20 protein-coding genes are annotated in these 22,635 nt (G+C 36.4%); 18 read left to right on the top strand and 2 right to left on the bottom strand.

The window, feature by feature from the left end:
- From ACED20_RS15550 to ACED20_RS15605, 12 genes are all read left to right on the top strand, one after another.
- Positions 1 to 570 carry a sugar transferase gene (locus ACED20_RS15550; protein WP_378105602.1) on the top strand — a complete coding sequence of 190 codons (570 nt, stop codon included), beginning with the start codon at positions 1 to 3 and terminating at the stop codon, positions 568 to 570.
- 309 nt (positions 571 to 879) lie between these two features.
- A complete protein-coding gene (locus ACED20_RS15555; RefSeq protein WP_294240603.1) occupies positions 880 to 3,228 on the top strand; it encodes a polysaccharide biosynthesis tyrosine autokinase in 2,349 nt (782 codons plus the stop codon).
- A 15-nt stretch (positions 3,229 to 3,243) separates the two neighbouring features.
- Complete coding sequence (locus tag ACED20_RS15560; RefSeq protein ID WP_378105603.1) at positions 3,244 to 4,722, top strand: flippase; 1,479 nt, start codon at positions 3,244 to 3,246, stop codon at positions 4,720 to 4,722.
- 1 nt (position 4,723) lies between these two features.
- Positions 4,724 to 5,764 (top strand): hypothetical protein, encoded by a 1,041-nt coding sequence (locus ACED20_RS15565; RefSeq protein WP_294240599.1) that lies wholly within the window; start codon positions 4,724 to 4,726, stop codon positions 5,762 to 5,764.
- Between the two features lie 5 nt (positions 5,765 to 5,769).
- Positions 5,770 to 6,825 (top strand): hypothetical protein, encoded by a 1,056-nt coding sequence (locus ACED20_RS15570; RefSeq protein ID WP_294240597.1) that lies wholly within the window; start codon positions 5,770 to 5,772, stop codon positions 6,823 to 6,825.
- A gap of 45 nt (positions 6,826 to 6,870) precedes the next feature.
- Entirely contained in the window at positions 6,871 to 7,362 is a 492-nt protein-coding gene (locus tag ACED20_RS15575; protein ID WP_378105605.1) for an acyltransferase, read from the top strand.
- Between the two features lie 94 nt (positions 7,363 to 7,456).
- Entirely contained in the window at positions 7,457 to 8,560 is a 1,104-nt protein-coding gene (locus tag ACED20_RS15580; protein ID WP_294240593.1) for a glycosyltransferase, read from the top strand.
- A 100-nt stretch (positions 8,561 to 8,660) separates the two neighbouring features.
- Positions 8,661 to 9,740, top strand: a complete 1,080-nt coding sequence (locus tag ACED20_RS15585) for a glycosyltransferase (RefSeq protein WP_294240591.1) — start codon at positions 8,661 to 8,663, stop codon at positions 9,738 to 9,740.
- A gap of 93 nt (positions 9,741 to 9,833) precedes the next feature.
- Positions 9,834 to 10,379 (top strand): dTDP-4-dehydrorhamnose 3,5-epimerase, encoded by a 546-nt coding sequence (gene rfbC / locus ACED20_RS15590; RefSeq protein ID WP_294240588.1) that lies wholly within the window; start codon positions 9,834 to 9,836, stop codon positions 10,377 to 10,379.
- An 85-nt stretch (positions 10,380 to 10,464) separates the two neighbouring features.
- Complete coding sequence (locus tag ACED20_RS15595) at positions 10,465 to 11,853, top strand: exopolysaccharide biosynthesis polyprenyl glycosylphosphotransferase (protein WP_378105609.1); 1,389 nt, start codon at positions 10,465 to 10,467, stop codon at positions 11,851 to 11,853.
- Between the two features lie 120 nt (positions 11,854 to 11,973).
- Positions 11,974 to 13,275 (top strand): 30S ribosomal protein S12 methylthiotransferase RimO, encoded by a 1,302-nt coding sequence (rimO, locus tag ACED20_RS15600; RefSeq protein ID WP_294240584.1) that lies wholly within the window; start codon positions 11,974 to 11,976, stop codon positions 13,273 to 13,275.
- A 589-nt stretch (positions 13,276 to 13,864) separates the two neighbouring features.
- Complete coding sequence (locus tag ACED20_RS15605) at positions 13,865 to 14,236, top strand: septal ring lytic transglycosylase RlpA family protein (RefSeq protein WP_294201962.1); 372 nt, start codon at positions 13,865 to 13,867, stop codon at positions 14,234 to 14,236.
- A 244-nt stretch (positions 14,237 to 14,480) separates the two neighbouring features.
- Here the strand turns inward: ACED20_RS15605 and ACED20_RS15610 are convergent, their stop codons facing one another.
- The gene (locus tag ACED20_RS15610) at positions 14,481 to 15,245 is read right to left on the bottom strand and encodes an exodeoxyribonuclease III (protein ID WP_378105614.1); all 765 of its coding nucleotides are present in this window, start codon (positions 15,243 to 15,245) and stop codon (positions 14,481 to 14,483) included.
- An 87-nt stretch (positions 15,246 to 15,332) separates the two neighbouring features.
- Positions 15,333 to 16,877, bottom strand: a complete 1,545-nt coding sequence (locus ACED20_RS15615; RefSeq protein ID WP_294223884.1) for a bifunctional response regulator/alkaline phosphatase family protein — start codon at positions 16,875 to 16,877, stop codon at positions 15,333 to 15,335.
- Positions 16,878 to 17,142: 265 nt separating this feature from the next.
- Between ACED20_RS15615 and ACED20_RS15620 the strand changes: the two genes are divergently transcribed.
- The 6 genes from ACED20_RS15620 to efp all read left to right on the top strand — a co-directional run bounded on the left by ACED20_RS15620 (position 17,143) and on the right by efp (position 22,595).
- Positions 17,143 to 18,360 carry an HD domain-containing protein gene (locus ACED20_RS15620; protein ID WP_294201966.1) on the top strand — a complete coding sequence of 406 codons (1,218 nt, stop codon included), beginning with the start codon at positions 17,143 to 17,145 and terminating at the stop codon, positions 18,358 to 18,360.
- An 81-nt stretch (positions 18,361 to 18,441) separates the two neighbouring features.
- The gene (gene lpxD / locus ACED20_RS15625) at positions 18,442 to 19,473 is read left to right on the top strand and encodes a UDP-3-O-(3-hydroxymyristoyl)glucosamine N-acyltransferase (protein WP_294229301.1); all 1,032 of its coding nucleotides are present in this window, start codon (positions 18,442 to 18,444) and stop codon (positions 19,471 to 19,473) included.
- Entirely contained in the window at positions 19,466 to 20,863 is a 1,398-nt protein-coding gene (locus ACED20_RS15630; RefSeq protein WP_294223876.1) for a bifunctional UDP-3-O-[3-hydroxymyristoyl] N-acetylglucosamine deacetylase/3-hydroxyacyl-ACP dehydratase, read from the top strand. The genes lpxD and ACED20_RS15630 overlap by 8 nt, the downstream gene beginning before the upstream one ends.
- Entirely contained in the window at positions 20,864 to 21,658 is a 795-nt protein-coding gene (gene lpxA / locus ACED20_RS15635) for an acyl-ACP--UDP-N-acetylglucosamine O-acyltransferase (protein ID WP_294201971.1), read from the top strand. It abuts the gene before it with no gap.
- 19 nt (positions 21,659 to 21,677) lie between these two features.
- Positions 21,678 to 22,013 (top strand): hypothetical protein, encoded by a 336-nt coding sequence (locus ACED20_RS15640; RefSeq protein ID WP_378105619.1) that lies wholly within the window; start codon positions 21,678 to 21,680, stop codon positions 22,011 to 22,013.
- 15 nt (positions 22,014 to 22,028) lie between these two features.
- Positions 22,029 to 22,595, top strand: coding sequence for an elongation factor P (efp, locus tag ACED20_RS15645; RefSeq protein WP_294201973.1), 567 nt, complete (start codon positions 22,029 to 22,031; stop codon positions 22,593 to 22,595).
- Positions 22,596 to 22,635: the final 40 nt, after the last annotated feature.

A 22,635-nucleotide genomic window follows, 5' to 3' on the forward strand; every position in this document is an offset into this window, starting at 1 on the left:
GTGAAAAAATATCCCTGGTGGAAAGCAATGATGGATTATGGTATCGTTTTACCGGCAACCATTGGATTGCTCCCTGTTCTTTTGATTCTTTTTCTGGTCGCATCTTTAGATACGGGTTTTCCCGGCATTTTCAGGCAGGAAAGGATTGGGAGATACGGCAAGATTTTTATCATCTATAAATTCAGGACCTACCATTCGGTAATGCATACAAAATCAGCGGTAGGAAAGTGGATGAGAAAATATAAGCTTGATGAATTGCCGCAATTATTCAACATCCTTATAGGAGACATGTCTTTGGTGGGGCCCCGTCCGGATATTCCGGGATATTATGATTCCCTGAAAGGGAATGACAGGCTGGTTCTTGAACTAAAACCCGGATTGACCAGCGAGGCCGGAGTTAAATTCAGGGATGAGGAAAAAATACTGAGTCAGCAAACCAATTCCCTGCAATATAATGACGAAGTTCTTTTTCCTGAAAAGGTAAAAATGAATATTGACTATTACCACAATCTTTCTTTTAAAAATGACCTTAAGATATTGCTCAGGACTTTATCCGTTTTGCGCCGATAGGGACTTGAAAAACAATGAAACGAATGACGGTTGAATTTACCGGAATAGAATTTAGCATTTATTTTTCAGAAGAATAAGAATGGTATTTATCTGTAAAGTCTAATTGTGATAATTATTTAAAGATATTTTCGTTAATTTAACGAAATCTTCCAGGACATCTTTACTAGATATTCTCTTTTAGAATAAATAAAGTTCTTGAAGATGCCGTTATAATGATTAAATAAGTATTCTAGTTTATAAATTATAAATATATTTGCAGGGCTTAAAATAAAAAGTAAAAGAATTTCAAATTTCAATATCATCCAAAAAATGGATAACAAAAAAAACAAAGAAATTAGTCTTAAAGAACTAATGAGTCCTTATCTTAATAAATGGAAATATTTTGTTGTCATGATATTCGTTATGACATTGTTGGGCATTTATTACATAAAATCAAGTTCGCCAATTTATAAAGCCCAAACATCCGTACTTATAAAAGATGCCAAAAAAATGTCTGCCGCCGCCGGAGATGTTAATGTTCTTCAGAATTTTGGAAATTTCAGCGGGATGGGTACGAATAGTATTGAGAATGAAATCGGTGTTTTTAAATCGAAAACCATTGTAGAAGATGTATTGAAGCAACACAACTTTCAGACTCCTGTTTATGCTAAACAAACATTTAACAGTATCGAACTTTACGGGACTACTTCGCCGTTCATAATTAATGTAATTCAGGAGAAAAATGATGCGGAACTTCCAAAGAAGCCGATATTCGTAAAAATTAACGGCGATAAAATTACTCTTTCTTCGGAAGAATGGGATAAAGATATTGAGACCCATTACAAAAAAACTACCAGTCTGCCTTTTGCTATAGTCTTATTTGTAAAAAACCCTTCATACAAGGCTCCTCCAAAAATAAATCTGGATAACATATATTTCACCTATAAAGATTTTGCAAGTATTGTCAATCAATACCAGGAATCTTTACTTGTAGATTTGTTGGATAAAGAAGGAACCATTATAAATCTTTCGGTAGATTTTGAAAATAAAGAAAAAGCCAAAAGTTTTCTTAATAATCTGGTGAAGCAATACAATGAATATGCGATTAACGATAAAAATATAGAATCAAAAAGAACCAAAGATTTTATCGATAAAAGAATTATATTGATTTCAAAAGAGCTCGGCGATGTGGAGACTCAGAAAGAAGGATTTAAATCCGGCAATAATATAGTAGACTTACAAACGGAAGCCGGGATCAATCTTCAATTAAAAGAGCAGACAAAAAACCAGATTTTAGAATTAGGAACTCAGCTTGAGATTCACAAGATGCTGAAAAATTCATTGGCTCAAAAAGGAACTACAGATGTATTGCCTTTAAATATCGGACTTGAAAATGAAGCTGCTCTGAATGCCATTAAAGAGTACAACACATTGGTTATTCAGAGAAACAAATACCTTGATGAAGCCACTCCTGATAACCCGATCGTAAAAGAGGCCAATAGGCAGATACAGCAAATAAAGTCATCTCTTACAGAATCTCTGCAGAGAAATATTACAAATTTAGAACTTGCCAGAAGAAAAGCGACAGCCCAGCTTGGAGGATCAGAATCTATGATCAGCAAAATACCCTCTCAGGAAAAGCTTTTCAGAAGTATAGAAAGACAACAGCAGATCAAAGAAAATCTTTACCTGTTGCTATTGCAGAAAAGAGAAGAAGCAGCCATCAGTATGGAAATTACTTCAGAAAAGGCAAGAGTTATAGACCGTGCTTTCATCTTCAAAAAACCGGTAGCTCCTAAAAAACTGGTGATTCTTGCTATCGCATTGCTCTCAGGTATTCTTATTCCGTTTGCAATTATTTATCTGAAACAGCTTTTACAAAGTACTTTAGTTACAAGAAGCGACATTACAAAACTTACACAGCTGCCGGTAATTGCAGAAATACCCAGACTTAAAAATAAGCAGAATAATCTGATATCTTTTAATGATGTGTCTCCGATGGCGGAAGCCTTCAGAATTTTGGTGACAAACCTCAAGTTTTTATTACCCAAAAAAGATTCTCCTCACATTATAATGGTTTCATCATCTGTAAAAGGGGAAGGTAAAACATTTATATCAACCAATCTATCCATGATTTTAGGATCCTCGCGCGACAAGGTTTTGGTGATTGGGGCTGATGTAAGAAATCCCCAGCTTCAGAGATACAACCCGATGATGAAATCGGCCAAAGGTCTTACCGAATATTTAAGTAATGAAGAAACGACTCTAGAAGAGATAATTCATCCCAGCGGTTATAATAACGATTGCGATTTTATCTATTCAGGATCTATACCGCCCAATCCTACTGATCTTTTGCAAAGCCAGAGGTTTGATGAGCTTTTATCAACCATTAAAGACCTCAATAAATACAAATATATCGTGCTTGACACGGCCCCTCTTCTATTGGTGACCGATTCTTTCTTAATTGCAAATAAGAGCGATGTTCTTATTTATGTAACAAGATCTGAGGTAACGGAAATGAAATATATCGAATTCCTGAATCATTCTGTGGAAGATGGTAAATTAAAAAATATCGGAATCATCCTGAATGGGGTAGAAGAATCCAATTTCGGATATGGCAATAAGTTTGGATACGGGTATCAGGCAGAAGAAAAGAAATGGTGGCAAAAACTGTTTTAGTGTAAAATTATGCAAGTGAAAAATATAAATAAAATTAGCATCAAAGGCAATTTGATTCTAAATTTTTTGCGAGTTTTTTCGACTGCATTTATCACTGTTTTTACAATGCCCTATATCAATAGAATTTTGGGGGCCGGGTATGTTGGTAAAGTAGAATATGTTTACATTATTCTTTATTATTTTATTTTATTTTCTTCATTAGGGATTCCTCTGTATGGGATCAGGGAAGTTTCCAAATGTCGGGAAGATGATAAAAAGCTCAACAGCCTGGTGGTCGAGTTGATGGCAATACTTTTCGTGACGACCATTATTTCTTATCTGATTCTCTTTGGTTTTATAATTTTCATTCCATTTTTTGAGCCGTATAAAAATCTTATTTTTATCATGAGCGGAATGGTTTTTTTAAACAATATCGGTGCAGAATGGTATTTTCAAGGGATTGAAAATCAGAAATTTATAACGGTCCGTAATATAGCTGTCAAATTAATTGTTTTTGCTCTTTTTTTTATATTAATAAAAGAACAGAAAGATTATAAAATATATGCTTTTCTAGTGGTGATGCTATGGAGCGGTGCCAATATCATTGGATTTATTTACATCATTAATAGGATACTTCAGTATAAAGTTTCCTTTAAGGATTTAGATATAAAACGACACTACAAGCCCGTGGTAACCATTTTCGTCACTACGGTTTCTACAAGTATTTACCTGCAGCTAGCCAATTTTTTCATAGGAAGTATATCGGGTGACAAATATGTAGCCTATTATTTAACCGCAAATTCCCTTGTAAGAAGTGTTATTATTTTTATTTCCGTTGTAGGATCTGTAATGTTGCCAAGATTATCATATTTATTTATAAATGATAAGGAGAAATATAAGATGTTTATTGGAAAGACTTTTAGTCTCATGATGTTAGTGGCAGTACCTTGTACCGTATATTTTTTTATATTTTCTGATAATATTATTTTATTAATGGGAGGAGAAAAATTTCTTGAAGCAAGCATCACTTTGAAAATTTTATCACCTTTATGTATTATTGTCGGATTTGCCTATTTCTTCGGGTTATTAATTTTGTATCCGCAGGGGAAAGAGAAAGTCTATACTTTAGCCACTGTTGTTTCCGCCTTGTTCAGTATCATAGGCTATCTTTTTGTAATACGGTATTATCAGCATAACGGGGCCGCCGCAGTCGTTGTATTATCAGAACTGATGGCCGCACTCTATATGGGATATTATATCTCCAAACATAAGATTGTTGAAAATTATTTTGAGAAAAATTTTATCAGGGTAATTTTTATCAATATTTTCTTATTTATTCTTTTCTTTTTTTTAAAAAATACCGTTGTTCTGCTGGAGTTTTATTCGTGGGTTATTGTTTCGGTGGTTTTTTGTTTTTTGTACGGAGCATTACTTCTTATCTTCAAAGAGAAGAACACTTTAGATATTTATAGTAATATCTTAAACAGGATACATATAAATAATAAAAGGGGTTGATATGAATTTAGTGGTCAATAATTTAATACTTAAAAAAGCAGATTCAATATTTGTCTTTTCTTTAGGCATTATTTTATGTATAGGTGTGGCATTTTTCAAAGAATCGATATTTCCTGAAAAATATTTTTTTGACTCCTTAACATTGCAGCATGGTATAGAGAATCCTATTAGACAAAGATTGGATCAATCTTTTAGTAATACAGCCAATGTATACAGATTCTTTCATATTGATAAATTTTTTTTAGCGCCGGTATTGGCATTGGTGGTATATTTTTTAGTGATTTTTAAATTATTTAAAAATTATTCGGTTAATTATATATCTTTATTATCATATGCTTTAATCGTTACTTACAGTGCCATTGCAATGGTTTACATGGCCACGTACAGCAAAGATTTTGTTCTCTTTATAATCGTTGTGGTCCCCTTTGTTTATCTTGAAAAAAGGGCACTTGTTGTCTGGTCTGTATTTGTTCTTATTTATGCCTATTTTTTTAGAAGTTATTGGTTTATTACCATTGCACTTTTTTGGACTATTAAATTTTTCATTGTTGGAAAACCTAAGATGTTGCCATGGGTAATTCCTTTATTTTACTTTTTAATATCTTTTGTTTATAATTATATTTTTGGAACACCGCTCTCCTTAATCCGTTACCTGACAAATGTTGACAGGGATGCAGAATCCGCACAAACTGCAATTGCGATCTTTATCAAAGGAGATAACTTTGTTTTGGAAGCGGCTAACTTTTTTGTAACACTTATATTTTTAATTGTGCCTATCCCCTTGTTACTTTTAGGGAAGCCATTTTATATTATTCTGACCCTATTGATAGCCGTATTCTTTTTTAATTTTATAAAATTGTATATAAAAGAATATGCAAATAAGAACTACTCTAATATTTTCTCTTTTGTAATTGCATTTATGTTGGTTCAAAGTTTGTTTGAGCCTGATTATGGGAGCTTTGTCCGCCATTTGTCTCCCATCTATCCGCTTATTTTTGTATGTATTGCAAAAAACACCAGATTTATAGAAACTGAAGAATAAAAGGTATGAAAAATGAAAAATTTATTATTGCCGTACTTTTTGTATTAATTTTACTGAGTTTCAGTTCTTTTAATTCTGGTAGTGCTTCAAATCAGACGAAGTGTTTTCCGATGCTATGGAATCAGGGAATTACTAAAAAATCATGGGTTTACCTGGAACAGGACGAGCCCAGGTTTTATAAAAAAAATTCAGATATCAGCGATGGAGATCATCTGAAAATGCCTAAAAACAGTTGGGATGCAACTTATATCGACTATGAGACCAGGCAGAAATTCAGTACACCGGACAAGACAAATGCTTCATTTAAATTTGTAACAACAGGATATAGAATAGAGGATCAAAAAAAAGAATTTGGTTTCGATTTTATGGTTCTTAATAAGGATAAAAAAAATGAGGAACCTTTTATCTTTAGGATTTCCAATAATTCTCAAAAAACAGACAGCAAAACAGCAGGAACCGTCAGAGAGGTTGGATTCGTATTTGATAATTGGCCCCAATACTGGGCAGACGAAAAAAAGTGGACTGGTGGGTATCATTCTTTTTCCGGAAATTACCAGGTTGAAAAATTAAATAATTTGACGGTAAAATTTAAATTTAGGTTAGTCGACTTTAATGCACCTTTGAAAAAAAATAGCATACAGGGAAAATGGATAGGAAGTTATGCGACCTGCGACTTAAGATTCACAGAATATGATGAAAATGGAAAAGTTATTAAGCCGTACTTAATTGGTATTGTTTTTTCAAATCCGTTGAATGTAGATTATACAGATAATAAAGATGACGGTATTTTGTTCGGAAGTCCTGCTTCTAAAAATAGCCAGCAACAGATTCTTCTGCTTCATGGCGATAAAAATGGAGTAAAAGAAATTAACAGCATCACTCCTGAGAATAGGTTTCAAACTGTAGAAATAGATTTCAAGCCGTTAATCAATAAATATCTGAACATTAATAAAAAACATAAAAATATTATCACCGGAATAGATATTTACAGTGCGACCAGAGCTGTAAATTTCACCTATGATATTCAAGATATACAAGTGACTGGGTGCACTAATAATTGACAGGCATGACAACATTTTCCGATTTCAGACCAAAAACGACAAACAATGATTATTCTTAAAGTCTTATTTAAAATAAATTGCTTTTTTAAGCTATTATTCCTTAAACTGGTTTATGGGAGAAAGTTGTCATATGGGAAAAAATTTACATTTAGGAAGCATTTTTCATTAATTATAGACGGGCAAAACGCACAGGTGAATATAGGTAATAATGTATTTTTCAATAATTTCTGCACAATTGCTGCTATGGATAACATAACAATCGGGGACAATACTATTTTTGGTGAGAATGTGAAAATCTATGACCACAATCATCAGTTTAAAAATGCTTCTATTCCTATAAAAAATCAAGGCTACAGTTCAGAAAGAATTATCATTGGGGAAAACTGCTGGATTGCCTCCAATGTTGTTATTTTAAAAGGTGTTACTATAGGAAATCATTCAGTTGTTGGTGCAGGCAATATTGTTTATAAAGATGTTCCGGAAAATTCTGTATTACTTTCAGTACAGGAACACATTTTAAAAAGTTCTGTACAGTAGAATAGATTATTTATAACTTTAGATTATATTCGGGGAAGTTTTTTTTAAGAAATTAAGAACATAAGTTTATGACAATTTTATATAACAACATTAGATGAGAATTCTTCAGATAGACAATTCACTGGGAATGGGGGGGGCAGAAAAGCTTCTTTTAGATACTGTTCCGCTTTATAGAAAAGCAGGGATAGAAATGGATGTTCTACTTCTATGGGATGATGATTTGCCATTTGCTGATGAATTAAGAAAACTCAATTGTTGTAATGTATTCGTTTTGAGAAAATCTAAAAATGATAAAGATGTATATAATCCCACATTTATTTTTAAGATGAGAAAATTTCTTAAAAATTATGATATTGCACATCTTCATGTTTTCCCTTCACAATATTATGCAGTATTTGCAAATTTGCTTAACGGAAGTAATACAAAACTCATTCTTACTGAACATAATACTACCAATGGTAGAATGTCTAAGAAAATCTTTAAGCCTTTAGAAAGATTCATTTACAGTAAATATGAAAAAGTTATTTGTATAACAGAAGAAATTAATATTTTGTATCAAAATTATCTTGGGTTGTCGGATCAATTGATTACTATCAATAATGGGGTTGACACCAACAAAATATTCAATACTTTGCCGTACAAAAAATCAGACTTAGGATATACTGAGGAAGATAGATTGTTAATTATGGTCGCGAGATTTAATAAACAAAAAGATCAAGATACATTCATAAAATCTTTATTAAATTTACCGGAAAATTATAAATTACTTTTAGTAGGAGACGGTGAACGGAGAATAGATTTAGAAAAACTTGTCAATACATTGGATTTGTCAGCAAGAGTACGTTTTTTAGGAATCCGCTCAGATGTTTATTCTTTATATAAAATGTCTGATATTGCCGTGTTGAGTTCACATTGGGAGGGCTTCGGTTTAGCAGCGGTAGAAGCTATGGCTTGCGGTTTACCCACTATAGCCAGCAATGTGGATGGCCTGGCACAGATTGTAAATGATGCCGGAATTTTATTTGAACCGGGAGCCTCAAAACAATTGGCTGAAATAATATTATCTCTTGAAAATACCAAAGCATATAACAATACTGCCGACAAATGTTTAGAAAGATCGAAGGAGTACGATATTATGAAGATGGTTAATAAGCATATAGGATTGTATCATTCTGTAATGGAAAATAATAACATGTAATTATTTCTGAGCATGTTAGATGAGTTAAAATGATTAATCCATAAAAAAAACTCATTGATATATCATTAAAGTATATCACAAAAATTATCAACTATAAATAATGAGAATAGTTCAGTTTGTAGAGGCTTTTGGAGGTGGGGTGTATACCTATGTAAAAGATTTGTGCAATTTTTTAGCTCTTGCAGAACCAGATTCTTCTTTTGAAGTTCATCTAATATACAGCCCAAATAGAATAGAGTTTGATCAGGAAATTTTTGAACAGGAAATTCATCCGTCAATAATTCTCCACAAGTTAGATATGGGCAGAGAAATAGATTTAAAAAACGATTATACTATTATCAAACAGACCAGAAAAAAGCTTAAAGAGATCAACCCGGATATTCTGCATCTTCATTCTTCTAAGTCAGGAGTATTAGCTCGTATAGCATCATTTGGTTTAATAAAGAGAAATAAGATATTCTATTCACCCCACGGCTATGCATTTATTCAGAAGAATATTTCTCAAAGTAAAATTTATTTGTATAAGATTATAGAATATGTAATGCCTCTTTTATTTGGAGGAACAACCATAGCTTCAGGAAATACGGAATATGAAATAGCAAAAAAAATTTCAAAAACAACTCTTATAAGAAATGGTGTTGATTTTGAGCTTCCACAAAAATTGCTGAAAAATATTGATAAAAAACGGTTAACTATAGGAACAATAGGAAGACTTACTCCTCAAAAAAATCCGAAACTTTTCAATGATATTGCAAAACTGATTCCTGAAGCAGATTTTATTTGGATAGGAAACGGAGAACTGCAGTATGAAATTAAATCTGAAAATATTACAGTTACCGGATGGGTAAAGACAAGAAGTGATCTTTTGAAAAAATTAAATGATATTGACATTTATATACAGGTATCTCTCTGGGAGGGTCTACCAATAGCTCTTATTGAAGCAATGGCGATGCGAAAACCATTAGTGGTAAGCAATATAATTGGGAATAAAGATTGTGTGGAAGAAGGTTACAATGGATATGTTTTTGATACTTTAGAAGAGGCTGTGAAAAAAATCAGGATTTTTCAAAATCAATCTTTAATATCTGAAATGGGAAATCATTCTTATCAAAAAGCATTTCAGGAATATAATAAAAAAACAAACTTTTTGAAATTAATTGAAATTTATAAAAGTATATAATTGGGAATTCTGTTTATAATTGCCTAAATTTTATATTTTTGCCACTTTAAAATAAGTGCTGATTAAAAATTTATAAAGAAGATTTGTAAAACTATGAAAATAAAATATACGCCTCTTAAAGACTGTTACATTATAGAACCCACTGTTTTTGAAGATGACAGAGGATACTTCTATGAAAAATTCAATGAGCAGAAGTTTGAGGAACTCACCGGTATGAATGGTCATTTCGTACAGGATAATATCTCCAAATCAAGTTATGGCGTTCTTAGAGGACTGCATCTGCAGAAAGGGGAACATGCCCAGGCAAAATTGGTATCCTGTTTGGAAGGTGAAGTTCTTGATGTCGCCGTGGATTTGCGTGAAGATTCCCCTACGTTCGGAAAATGGTTTTCTTTAGAGCTTACCGCTGAAAACAAATTACAACTTTACGTTCCGAGAGGTTTTGGACATGGCTTCTCTGTACTGAGCGAGACGGCTATATTTTCTTATAAATGTGATAATTTTTACGATAAAACTTCGGAAGGCGGAGTGCTGTGGAATGATACAGACCTGAATATTGATTGGAAACTGCCTGAAGAGGATATTATTTTATCAGAAAAAGATAAAATATTACCATCACTTGCATTAAAAAATTTTTAATATATTAGAATTTAATAGAAGTTAATGATTACTTGGTTCATCATGAATTAAATAGAAATCATTATATTTTCAAATGGTGGACTATATGTTAGTTTATTTTTTTAAACATTTACCAAGAATTTTTTTGATAATTGATTATATTATGATCAATTGTCTTTTTATTTTTGGGAAATTATTTTTTTTTGAGTTAGATGACGTAGATTTCGCTCAGGAGTATAGAATACAATTAGCTCTTATTAATATTTCCTGGTTTGTCATTACTATTATTACGAAACCGTATAAGAGTTTAAAGGTTAAAGAATCATCGCTTCATTTTAATGCGCTAAGTAAAGCTTTTATTCTGTTTGTACTGGCTTCGGCAGTCTTTCCGAGTATTGTTTTTTCTGTTAAGATTAACTACAGAAATGTTATCGTTTATTTTTTACTGCTTGGTTTTTTTATAACCTTTACAAGGTTCTTACTGTTTTTATACAGGAAAAAGAACAGAGTTAAGCTAGGAAGGAAGTTATATTCATTTAATACCGTTCTTGTCGGAGAAAATAAACTATCTACTTCATTGATATCGAATAATGACCTGAGAAGATCTATTGGGATCAGGGGGACATATACACCGCTTAGTAAAGAGACTAAAAATAAATATTTGGGAGGAATCGATCAGCTTTTCTATGATTTGGAAAATTCCAAAATAAACAACATCATATTTTGTGATGATAATATTGAAGTTGATGTATACAAGAAAATAGTAGATATTGCAGAACATAAAATGATTAGAATTTACATGGTTCCGGATTTTAAACATGCTAATCTAGGTCCTAATTATTTTGATGTTATTCATGAAATTCCCTTTCTTAAACTAATAAGAGAGCCTCTTTCTAATCCTAAAAAACAATTTTTAAAAAGAGTATTTGATATAGCCTTCTCTCTTTTTGTCATGGTTTTTTTATTATCGTGGTTAATACCATTGGTGGCTTTAATTGTGAAAATCGAAAGCAATGAATCCGTTTTTTTCGTACAGAAAAGATCAGGTCTCAATAATGTGCCATTCAACTGTCTGAAATTCAGAAGTATGAAGAGTAACAGAAATGCCGATCTTCAGATTGCAAAAAAAAATGATGCAAGGATAACAAAATTTGGTGCATTTATGCGAAAAACCAGTATTGACGAAATCCCTCAGTTCATTAATGTTTTTCTTGGTGATATGTCGGTGGTTGGTCCAAGGCCGCACATGTTATCACAAACGGAAATGTATTCCAAAATCACCAAAAAATACATGACGAGGCACATCGTGAAGCCGGGGATTACAGGCTGGGCACAGGTCATGGGAGCCAGAGGTGAAATATTTTCATTGAAGGATATGGAAAAAAGAATAGAAAAAGATATCTGGTATATTCAGAACTGGTCTTTCTTTTTAGATATGAAAATTATTTTCCTGACGTTATATAATATTGTGAAAGGAGACGACCAGGCTTATTAATAGCATTTCGCTATTTGTAATAAATCTAAATAAAGGGCCGGATCTTTCGGTTCTTTTTTTATGCGTAAATTTGCCCCCACAAAAATTACTGATTACTAATTACTTATTATTCAATATAAAATGCGCACAAAATCTGTAGGTAAAAAGAAGATAAATGTCGTAACGCTCGGATGTTCCAAGAACGTTTATGATTCCGAAGTGTTGATGAGCCAGCTTAAAGCCAATGGCAAAGAAGTGGTTCATGAAGACAGAGGAGATATTGTGGTGATCAATACCTGTGGATTTATCGATAACGCAAAGGAGGAATCCATCAATACCATTCTCGATTATGTAGAGGCCAAAAACAGGGGAGAGGTTGAGAAAGTTTTTGTTACCGGTTGCCTTTCCGAAAGATACAAGCCGGATCTGATTCGTGAGATTCCAGATGTTGACCAATACTTCGGGACGAGGGATCTTCCGATCTTACTAAAACATTTAGGTGCCGATTACAAGCACGAACTGGTAGGAGAAAGATTGACCACCACGCCGAAACATTACGCATACCTTAAAATATCCGAAGGCTGCGACAGGCCTTGTTCGTTCTGCGCGATCCCGTTAATGAGAGGCGGGCACGTTTCCACACCTATTGAAAAACTGGTAAATGAAGCACAGAAATTAGCGAAAAAAGGAACAAAAGAATTAATTCTTATCGCCCAGGATCTTACCTATTATGGTCTTGATATCTATAAAAAACGCGCCTTGGGCGATTTATTAAAAGAATTGGTAAAAGTGGAAGGGATCGAATGGATCCGTCTTCATTATGCGTTCCCGAGCGGGTTCCCGGAAGATGTGCTGGACATCATCAGAGAAGAGCCGAAAGTCTGCAATTACATCGACATTCCTCTTCAGCATATCAATTCGGAATTGCTGAAATCGATGAAAAGAGGGACTACCCATGAAAAAACCGACGCGCTTCTGGCCAAATTCAGGGAGAAAGTTCCTGATATGGCCATCAGAACAACACTGATCGTAGGATATCCCGGAGAAACGGAAGAAATTTTCCAGGAACTGAAAGATTGGGTGAGAATGCAGAAATTCGACAGGCTCGGATGTTTTACGTATTCCCACGAAGAAAATACCGGTGCTTACATATTGGAGGATACCATTCCGCAGGAAGTAAAAGAGGCGAGGGTAGAGGAAATCATGGAAATCCAGTCACAGATCTCATTGGAGAAAAACCAGGAAAAAATCGGGAACGTATATAGATGTATCTTCGACAGAAAAGAAGGAAACTATTTCATCGGCAGAACCGAATACGATTCCCCGGACGTAGACAATACCGTACTGGTTTCTGCTGAAAATACTTACATCTCCATTGGGGAATTTGCCAATGTAAAAATTACCTCTGCCGAAGAATTCGATCTTTACGGGGAATTGGCATAACAGATCATGATCAATTGGTACAGAGTTAATCTGAGATAATAATAAAACCGGTGAATATTTCATCGGTTTTTATTTTACCGCTTAAAGATTCGGAAAAACCCTTTCCCGATACTTTTTAAAAAAAATTTTAGAAGAATGAGAAGTGTAAACTTTATTAATCCTGTTAAATGAAACGGATGAATGAATTTAAAAAAGAATACTAATAAAGAAACTTTGTAGTCTCTGTGTTCATCTTTTTAAATCCTATTCATATTTTCTGCTGAAATTCCCCCGCAGACATCCGTAACAGGCGGTTACCAATAAAACTGAAGTATGATTTTAAGCTTTGTGAAAATATTTAACATATTGATTATCAAAGCTAATATAATGTTAAAATAATGTTAATTTCAATAATTTAGTTAAAATTATTAACGTTTGAATAATTTTTTTAACATATTTTAACAATAGGCTTTAAAGTCGCTGATAATAGGAAGTTACGGAGTTATTTAAGATAATATTTAGTTTTTGTTAACATCTGTTAACAAATAAAATAGGCTCGTTAAAAGAATCCTTATAGATTTGCCCCTGTCAAAACCAATAAATGTTCAACATGATGAAAAGATTCATTCTCGTAATCATAATGATGATTTCAACCCTTGGTATTTATTCTTTCAAAATAAATGCCACAGATGCGAAAAAAACAAGTTATGCATCGTACTACCACGATAAATTTAACGGTAGAAAAACCGCCAGCGGAGAGATCTTTGATAATGCAAAGTTCACTGCGGCAAACAGAACGCTTCCTTTCGGAACAAGTATTAAGGTCACCAACCTGAACAATGGTAAAGAGGTAATAGTGAAAGTAAATGACAGAGGGCCTTACCATTCATCAAGAGCTTTGGATATGTCTAAAGCCGCGTTCGATGAAATCGGGGATACCGGCAACGGTACCATTCCGGTGGAATATGAAATTGTCGATTAAATTTTATGATTTAAATTAAAAAGAGGTGGTCTCAGAATTGAGACCGCCTCTTTTATTTTCAGTTGATCATTAAAATGAAAGATTAAGACTTCCGTTGATGCCGGGATTTTGAATAGATTTCCTACTTTATATAGTAACAAACCGCTTATTTAATAATTAATCCCTTTTTAAAGTAACGTTGATAAGATAAACTTCCAGCATCCAGCTTCCCTCTTTCAGCCTGTTAATCTGATTTCTTTTTGATTTAAAGACTCAACTCCACCAGCGCCGGACAATGATCCGAATGCACCGCTTCCTTCAAAATAACAGCTCTCGTAAGCTTGTCCTTCAGGCTGTAGGAAGTGAAATTATAATCGAGCCGCCAGCCTTTGTTTTTTGCCCGGGCATTTTGACGGTAGCTCCACCAGGTATAGTGGTCCGGTTCACTGTTGAAAAACCGGAAACTGTCGATCAGTTCACACTCATTGATGAAATCCGTCATCCATTCCCGTTCCATTGGGAGAAACCCGGAAACATTCTTCAGACGCACCGGGTCATGAATATCGATCGCTTCGTGGCAGATGTTGAAATCTCCCGAAATGATGAGGTTGGGAATCTCTTTCTTCAGGTTTTTGATGTAGTCCAGGAAATCGCGGCAGAACTGCATTTTAAAATCCAGCCTTTCAATATTGGAAGCGGAAGGCACATACACCGAAATGGCGGAAAACCCGTCGAAGTCCGCACGCATGATTCTCCCTTCGCTGTCGTAGTTTTCGATGCCGCAGCCGTATTCCACATGGTTGGGTTTAATTTTAGAGGCGATTCCGACGCCGCTGTAGCCTTTTCGCTCCGCCGAATGCCAATAGCTGTGGTAACCTAATTTTTCAAGGCTTTCAATATCGATCTGATCGTTTCCTGCCTTGCTTTCCTGGATGCAGATCACATCCGGATCTGCCGTTTTCAGCCAGCCTAAAAAATCTTTGGTAAAGGCGGCCCGGATTCCGTTGACGTTGTAAGTAATTAATTTCATGCCTCAAAAATATTAATAAAAAAGAAGCGGAAAAAATCAAAGATTTTTTCCGCTTCCTCAGTTATCCGAAAATAAACCGGTGAAAAATTATTTCGGCTCCAGAACACTGATCGGAATTATACACTCTTCCAGTGATATTCCTCCATGCTGGTAGGTTTCTTTATAATAATTCACGAAGTGATTATAATTTTTGGGATACGCCAGGAAAATATTATTTTTTGCAAAAATATATTTTGAGCTCAAATTTCCTTTTGGTAAAAACAGCTTTTCAGGATTCGTGATGGCCCATACATCACTCTCATCGTACGTTAAACTCTTACCCGTCTTATAACGGATGTTGGTCGAAGTTTCCCGGTCGCCGACAACTTTGCTCGGTTTTTTGACATATACCGTTCCGTGATCGGTCGTAATTACCAGCCTGAAGCCGTTTTCTGCTGCCAGTTTGATAATTTTCAGCAATGATGAATTCTCGAACCAGTTCAGCGTTAAAGACCGGAACGTTTTATCATCACGGATCAGCTGATCGACAATATGGTTATCTGTTTTTGCGTGGGACAGAATATCAATAAAATTATAAACGATCACCAACAGATCATTATTTTTATGCTGGTTGAAGTCCTCATAAATTTTTCGCTCAAAATCTGCATTTAGGACTTTCAGGTACTTCATCGATTTGGAACCCAGCCCGATCCTTTTCATCTGGTCTTCCAGGAAATCACGCTCATATTCGTTCTTGTTTCCTTCCTCATTATCATTAAACCACTTATCGGGAAAACGTTTTTCGATTTCTGAAGGCATTAATCCTGCGAAAAAAGAGTTTCTTGCATATTGCGTAGCGGTAGGAAGGATGCTGTAATAATAATCCTCAGAAACTTTATTGTAATATTTGGTAAACAACGGCTCAATTACTTTCCACTGGTCGTAACGCAGATTGTCCACCATAAGCAGCAACACCTTATCTTTTTCAACTTCCGGCTTTACTTTTTCTTTGAAAAGCGTGTGGCTCATCATCGGCTTATCGGAGTCGTGAAGCCAGTCTTCGTAATTTTTCTCGATAAATTTGGCAAACTGGATATTCGCCTCTTCTTTTTGCGATTGAAGCAGATCGGCAAATTCATTGTCCGTTACCTTGTCGAACTTAACTTCCCAGTTTAAAATCTTTTTATAATATTCCGCCCAGTCCTGATACGTTCTCAGGTAAGACAGCTCCATCGAAAGGTTTCTGAATTCCTGCTGATATTGCAGAATCGTTTTCTGCTCCACCAGATTGTCCTCCTGAAGATTTTTCTTTAACGAAAGTAAAATCTGGTTTGGATTCACGGGTTTTAAGATATAATCGGCAATCTGTGAGCCGATCGCTTCCTCCATGATATGTTCCTCCTCACTTTTGGTGACCATGACGATTTTCAGGGAATTATCTTTATCCTTGATCATAGGGATCGCTTCCAGTCCGGAAATTCCGGGCATATTTTCATCGATCAGTACCAATGCGAATTTCTCCGAGTCCATAAGTTCCAAGGCTTCGTTTACATTGTTTACAGGCGTTACCTGGTACCCTTTTTTTTCAAGAAAAACGATGTGAGGTTTGAGTAAATCTATTTCATCATCTATCCATAATATCTTTTCCGACATAATTAAATTTTTACACGGTTATTGTATCAAATTGCTGACCATTTATTGGTAAAATCTGCCAAAATGCGCAGACGTAAAGTTAAATATAAGTTAATGAAATAAACGGATATTTCTGTTATTTTTAAAGCAGCCGGCAGAGAAATATTTTTTGATTAAAAATTTGTTCGTATACAGCTGAACGGTGAATAGCAAGGCTGTTTTAATGAAATTTAATCGGTTCTGAAATTTAAAATCGCTAAATTTGTTATAAATACGGACGTTTCCCATGCAGAACAAGCTAAAAATCATCAATGATCCCGTACACGGATTCATCAAAATTCCTCACGAAATTTTATTCGACATCATCGAGCATCCTTATTTTCAGAGGCTGAGAAGGATAGGGCAGACGGGATTGTTGAATCTGATCTTCCCCGGGGCCACCCATACAAGGTTTCATCATGCACTGGGAGCGATGCATCTGATGTTTACGGCTTTGGAAACACTAAAACAGAAGGGAATCAGCATTTCGCCTGAAGAGGAAAAAGGAGCAATGCTGGCTATCTTAATGCACGACATCGGTCATGGCCCGTTTTCCCACGCCCTGGAATGTATGCTGATGGATGACTGGCATCACGAAAAACTCTCGCTGCTGCTGATGAACCGTCTGAATGATCAGTTTGGCGGACAGCTTTCCTGTGCCATTGAAATGTTTCAGGGGAAATACCACCGCAAATTTTTCAATCAGCTGATTTCCTCCCAGCTGGATGTCGACAGGCTGGATTACCTGAAACGCGACAGCTTTTTTACCGGGGTTTCCGAAGGCAACATCAATACCCAGCGTATCATTTCCATGATGAACGTCTGTGATGACGGCGAACTGGTAATCGACGCGAAAGGGATTTATTCCATTGAAAACTTCCTCACTGCCAGAATGTTCATGTACTGGCAGGTCTATTATCATAAAACCTCTGCCTTAGCTGAATTTATTTTGGTTAAAATCCTCGAAAGGGCAAAGTATCTCGTTTCTCAGGGCATTGATCTGCCGGCAACCGAAAATCTGAAATATTTCCTGCATCGTGAAAAAAGTGCTGCTACCGATGAAGATGTGGAACGGTTTACCCAGCTTGATGACAATGACATTATCCAGGCCATGAAAAACTGGCAGTATGCTGATGATATGATCCTATCTTACTGGTGCCAGTGTGTAATACGGAGAAACCTGCCGAAAACCATTATATCATCCCATCCTTTCGGTCAGGAATTTATTGAGGAAAAAATAAAAAATGTAAACGAATTTTTCGGAATCGGCAACGGTAGTGAGCTGGTACACCAAATCGAAAGAAAGCTTCTTCCGTACGATACCGAAAAACAGCCGATTTACCTGTTGCAGAAAGATGGAAAGAAAATAAGAATGGACGAATCCGAAGACCAGTTGCTGTCTGGACTCATGACGAATAAAACCAAACGGTATATTCTGACCTTTCCCAGGACATCCCAGGCATGATTTCTTAAAGAATAATTAAAATTCAAAATCCTAAAATTAAAAAATGTTTGCGAATTACAGAATTTCTTATCTTTGCAGAATATGGAATTTACAGCTTCGCAAATTGCAGGTTTTATCGGCGGAAAAATAATAGGTGACGAAAATGCGCTTATTACTGGGGTTTCACCTATCGAAAGCGGGGAAACCGGACATCTTTCTTTTATAGCACAGGATCGGTTTGCCCATTATCTGGAAACTTCAAAATGTTCCGTCATCATTGTTTCGGAAAATCTTTTATCAAAAGATACGTATGCTCCTACCATTATTGCTGTAAAGGATGCCTACCTTTCATTTCAGGTTTTAATGAATCTGTATCAGGAAATGCAGGGCCGTAAAAGCGGTATCGAAAATGGAGCTTCCATTCATGAAACGGCAGTAATCGGGGAGAATGTTTATATAGGAACCTTTACCTATGTTTCCGAAAAAGCCAAAATAGGAGAAGGATCCCAGATTTATCCACAGGTATATATTGGAAAAGGGGTGAAAATCGGTAAAAACTGTAAGATCGACAGCGGGGCAAGGATCTATGACTATTGCATCATCGGCGATAACTGTGTGGTTCACTCTAACACTGTAATCGGTGGAGATGGGTTCGGTTTCCAGCCGACGCCGGACGGTTTCAAAAAAATTCCGCAGCTCGGGAATGTTATCATTGAAGATGACGTGGAAATCGGTTCCAACTGCAGCATCGACAGGGCAACCATCGGTTCTACGGTAATCGGTAAGGGTACCAAGATCGATAACCTCATCCAGATTGCCCACAATGTAAAGATCGGAAAAAACAACGTCATTGCTGCACAGGCGGGCATCGCAGGGTCCACCACTATCGGCGACTGGAACCAGATCGGAGGACAGGTGGGAATCGTAGGCCATATCAAAGTGGGCAGCCAGGTGAAAATTCAGGCACAGAGCGGGGTAAATACCCATGTGAACGATAAAGATACCGTATATGGGTCTCCTGCCATCAGCTATAACGATTATCTCAGAAGCTATGTCCATTTCAGAAATCTTCCTGAAATCGTAAAAAGAATAAATAATCTCGAGAATAACTCAAAAGATAAAACTAATGAGTGATATGCAAAAAACACTTCAGCAGGAAGTGACACTTTCCGGAATCGGACTTCATACTGGTAAAGAAGTAAAATTAACCATGAAACCTGCTAAGGAAAACACAGGTTTCGTTTTTGTAAGAACCGATCTGGAAGGGCACCCGCAGGTGGAAGCAGATGTAAATTATGTAGTGGCCACCGAAAGAGGGACAACCCTAGAAAAACTGGGCGTAAAAATCACTACCTGCGAACATCTTTTAGCCGCTCTGGTAGGATGTGATATCGATAATGCCATCCTGGAAATGGATGCCTCCGAACCTCCGATCTTAGACGGTTCGTCAAAATATTTCGTGGAAGCGATCGAAAGTGTTGGGGTAGTGGAGCAGAATGTTGCCAGAGAATACCTGGTGGTAAAAGAAGTGCTTACCTACAGCGATCCGGCTACAGGATCTGAAATCACGATTATTCCTTCCGATACATATGAAGTAACGACGATGGTAGATTTTGGGACTAAAGTATTAGGAACCCAGAATGCCACGCTAAAAAATATTTCAGAATTCAAGGACGAAATTTCATCGGCAAGAACATTCAGCTTTTTACATGAGCTGGAAATGCTGTTGGACCATGGCCTTATCAAAGGCGGGGATATTTCCAACGCGATTGTCTATGTGGACAAGGACCTTACTCCTGAAACGACGGAAAAACTCAAGAAAGCTTTCGGGAAAGACAATGTGTCCATCAGGCCGAACGGAATCCTTGATAACCTGAATTTAAACTATCCTAACGAAGCGGCAAGACACAAATTACTGGATGTAATCGGTGACCTGGCTCTGGCGGGGGTAAAAATAAAAGGGAAAGTCATTGCCAATAAACCGGGACACTATGTGAATACCCAGTTCGCCAAAAGACTGAACCGCCAGTGGAAGCTGCAGAAAAAGAAAAACGTTCCGGATTTCGATTTAACAAAAGAACCGGTATTCGATATCAACGGGATCATGAAGCTGATGCCACACCGGCCGCCGTTCTTACTGATCGATAAAATTCTTGAACTTTCGGATTCCCATGTAGTAGGTCTTAAAAATGTTACGATGAATGAACCGTTCTTCGTAGGGCATTTTCCAAAAGAACCTGTAATGCCGGGCGTTCTGCAGGTAGAAGCATTGGCTCAGACAGGTGGAATCCTGGTATTGGCCAGCGTTCCCGATCCGGAAAATTACTCCACCTATTTTATCAAAATAGATAAAGTGAAATTCAAGAGAAAAGTAATTCCGGGAGATACCCTGATCTTTAAGATTGAATTGATCGAGCCGATCAGAAGAGGGATTGTTCATATGCAGGGATACGGTTATGTGGGAGATGCAGTAGCGGTAGAAGCAGAACTAATGGCCCAAGTTGCAAAAAATAAAGTTGATTAAATGATTCATCAGTTAGCAGCCGTAGACAAGCGTGCGAAAATCAGCAAAAATGTAATCGTAGAACCGTTCACGACCATTGCTGGAGATGTGGAAATCGGGGAAGGAACATGGATAGGCCCTAATGTTACTATTATGGACGGCGCCAGAATCGGTAAGAACTGCCGGATTTTTCCGGGAACGGTAATCTCCGCGATTCCTCAGGACCTGAAATTTGACGGTGAAGATACCCAGGTGATTATCGGTGACGAAACCACCATTCGGGAATGTGTTACGGTAAACCGCGGAACAAAAGCGCTGGGCTTTACTAAGATCGGTAAAAACTGCCTGATTATGGCTACTTCCCACATTGCCCACGACTGTGTGATCGGAGATCATGTGATCATCGTAAACGGGTGCGGCATCGCAGGGCATGTTGAAATCGGTGATTATACGGTGATGGGAGGTTTATCTGCCGTGCATCAGTTCGGAAAGATTGGGAAGCATGTGATGATCTCAGGCGGGACTCTGGTGAGAAAAGACATTCCGCCTTATGTAAAAGTAGCCAGAGAGCCGATGTCTTATGCAGGAATCAATTCCGTAGGATTAAGAAGAAGAGGGTTTACGAATGAGAAAATCTTTGAAATCCAGAAAATTTACCGTGCGATTTTTCAGCTGAAGATGAATGTTTCCCAGGCATTGCTGTATATCGAAAAAGAAATGCTACCGACGGCTGAAAGGGATGAAATCCTTCAGTTTATCCAGAATTCACCGAGAGGTATCGTAAAAGGGTACGGAACGGGTAAGGAAAGGGAGTAATTCAACATACTGTTACCGAATGAAAGTTTTAGCCTTACTTATAACGATTTCTTTCGCATCCATTCTTTGTGCACAGCAGGTAGAAGGGTTAAAAACGGAAAAAACCGCTAGCGCATCGATTCTGGAAAGAAAGCTTCCCGAAAAATCCGCAGACAGCATTGCTAAAAAGAATTTAAGTAATATTCTGCGGCTGAATGCTACCGGCAGTTCCATTTTGGGTACGGCCAGTCCGTACAGTTCCGAAATCCAGACAAATGTCAACCGGTTAAACAGTAATATGAACACATCCAACAACAATGTTTTCAACAAAATGCAGAGTCAGGGACAAGGCATACAATTTAACAAAAGAAAATAATTATATACAATACGAATGGCAACAAGTAACGATATCAGAAAAGGCCTGTGCATCGAGTACAGCAATGATATTTATAAAGTAATCGAATTCCTTCACGTAAAACCGGGCAAAGGGCCTGCTTTCGTAAGAACAAAACTGAAGTCGGTAACCAATGGAAAAGTAATTGACAATACATTCTCAGCAGGTCATAAGATTGATGAGGTAAAGGTAATCACCAGAAAATACCAGTACCTTTATGATGATGAGAACGGATTCCACTTCATGAATAACGATGATTTCTCTCAGCTTTATCTTAACAAAGAAATGATCGAAAACTCCAACCTGATGAAAGCGGGAGAAGAAGTAACGATCATCTTGAAAGAAGCTGATGAAACCCCTCTTTCTGCAGAATTGCCGCAGTCGGTTTACTTGGAAGTGGTGGAAGCAGATCCTGGAGTAAAAGGAAATACAGCAACCAATGCCCTTAAAAACTCGATCGTTGAAACAGGAGCAAGAGTAATGGTTCCTTTGTTCATCGAGCCGGGAGACAAAATCAAAGTGAGCACGGAAGACGGTTCTTACCTTGAAAGAGTAAAGGAATAATTTTAAATAAAATGTACATAAATTCGGTTTGCGTCTGCAT

Origin of the sequence: Chryseobacterium sp. sg2396, assembly GCF_042610505.1 — a bacterium.
GTDB lineage: Bacteria > Bacteroidota > Bacteroidia > Flavobacteriales > Weeksellaceae > Chryseobacterium.

Excerpts from the sequence above, each read along its gene's own strand:
- ACED20_RS15555 (WP_294240603.1), top strand. The coding sequence starts at position 880 with ATGGATAACAAAAAAAACAAAGAAATTAGTCTTAAAGAACTAATGAGT.
- ACED20_RS15565 (WP_294240599.1), top strand. The coding sequence starts at position 4,724 with ATGAATTTAGTGGTCAATAATTTAATACTTAAAAAAGCAGATTCAATA.
- ACED20_RS15570 (WP_294240597.1), top strand. The coding sequence starts at position 5,770 with ATGAAAAATGAAAAATTTATTATTGCCGTACTTTTTGTATTAATTTTA.
- ACED20_RS15575 (WP_378105605.1), top strand. The coding sequence starts at position 6,871 with ATGATTATTCTTAAAGTCTTATTTAAAATAAATTGCTTTTTTAAGCTA.
- ACED20_RS15580 (WP_294240593.1), top strand. The coding sequence starts at position 7,457 with ATGAGAATTCTTCAGATAGACAATTCACTGGGAATGGGGGGGGCAGAA.
- ACED20_RS15585 (WP_294240591.1), top strand. The coding sequence starts at position 8,661 with ATGAGAATAGTTCAGTTTGTAGAGGCTTTTGGAGGTGGGGTGTATACC.
- rfbC (WP_294240588.1), top strand. The coding sequence starts at position 9,834 with ATGAAAATAAAATATACGCCTCTTAAAGACTGTTACATTATAGAACCC.
- ACED20_RS15595 (WP_378105609.1), top strand. The coding sequence starts at position 10,465 with ATGTTAGTTTATTTTTTTAAACATTTACCAAGAATTTTTTTGATAATT.
- rimO (WP_294240584.1), top strand. The coding sequence starts at position 11,974 with ATGCGCACAAAATCTGTAGGTAAAAAGAAGATAAATGTCGTAACGCTC.
- ACED20_RS15605 (WP_294201962.1), top strand. The coding sequence starts at position 13,865 with ATGATGAAAAGATTCATTCTCGTAATCATAATGATGATTTCAACCCTT.
- ACED20_RS15610 (WP_378105614.1), bottom strand. The coding sequence starts at position 15,245 with ATGAAATTAATTACTTACAACGTCAACGGAATCCGGGCCGCCTTTACC.
- ACED20_RS15615 (WP_294223884.1), bottom strand. The coding sequence starts at position 16,877 with ATGTCGGAAAAGATATTATGGATAGATGATGAAATAGATTTACTCAAA.
- ACED20_RS15620 (WP_294201966.1), top strand. The coding sequence starts at position 17,143 with ATGCAGAACAAGCTAAAAATCATCAATGATCCCGTACACGGATTCATC.
- lpxD (WP_294229301.1), top strand. The coding sequence starts at position 18,442 with ATGGAATTTACAGCTTCGCAAATTGCAGGTTTTATCGGCGGAAAAATA.
- ACED20_RS15630 (WP_294223876.1), top strand. The coding sequence starts at position 19,466 with ATGAGTGATATGCAAAAAACACTTCAGCAGGAAGTGACACTTTCCGGA.
- lpxA (WP_294201971.1), top strand. The coding sequence starts at position 20,864 with ATGATTCATCAGTTAGCAGCCGTAGACAAGCGTGCGAAAATCAGCAAA.
- ACED20_RS15640 (WP_378105619.1), top strand. The coding sequence starts at position 21,678 with ATGAAAGTTTTAGCCTTACTTATAACGATTTCTTTCGCATCCATTCTT.
- efp (WP_294201973.1), top strand. The coding sequence starts at position 22,029 with ATGGCAACAAGTAACGATATCAGAAAAGGCCTGTGCATCGAGTACAGC.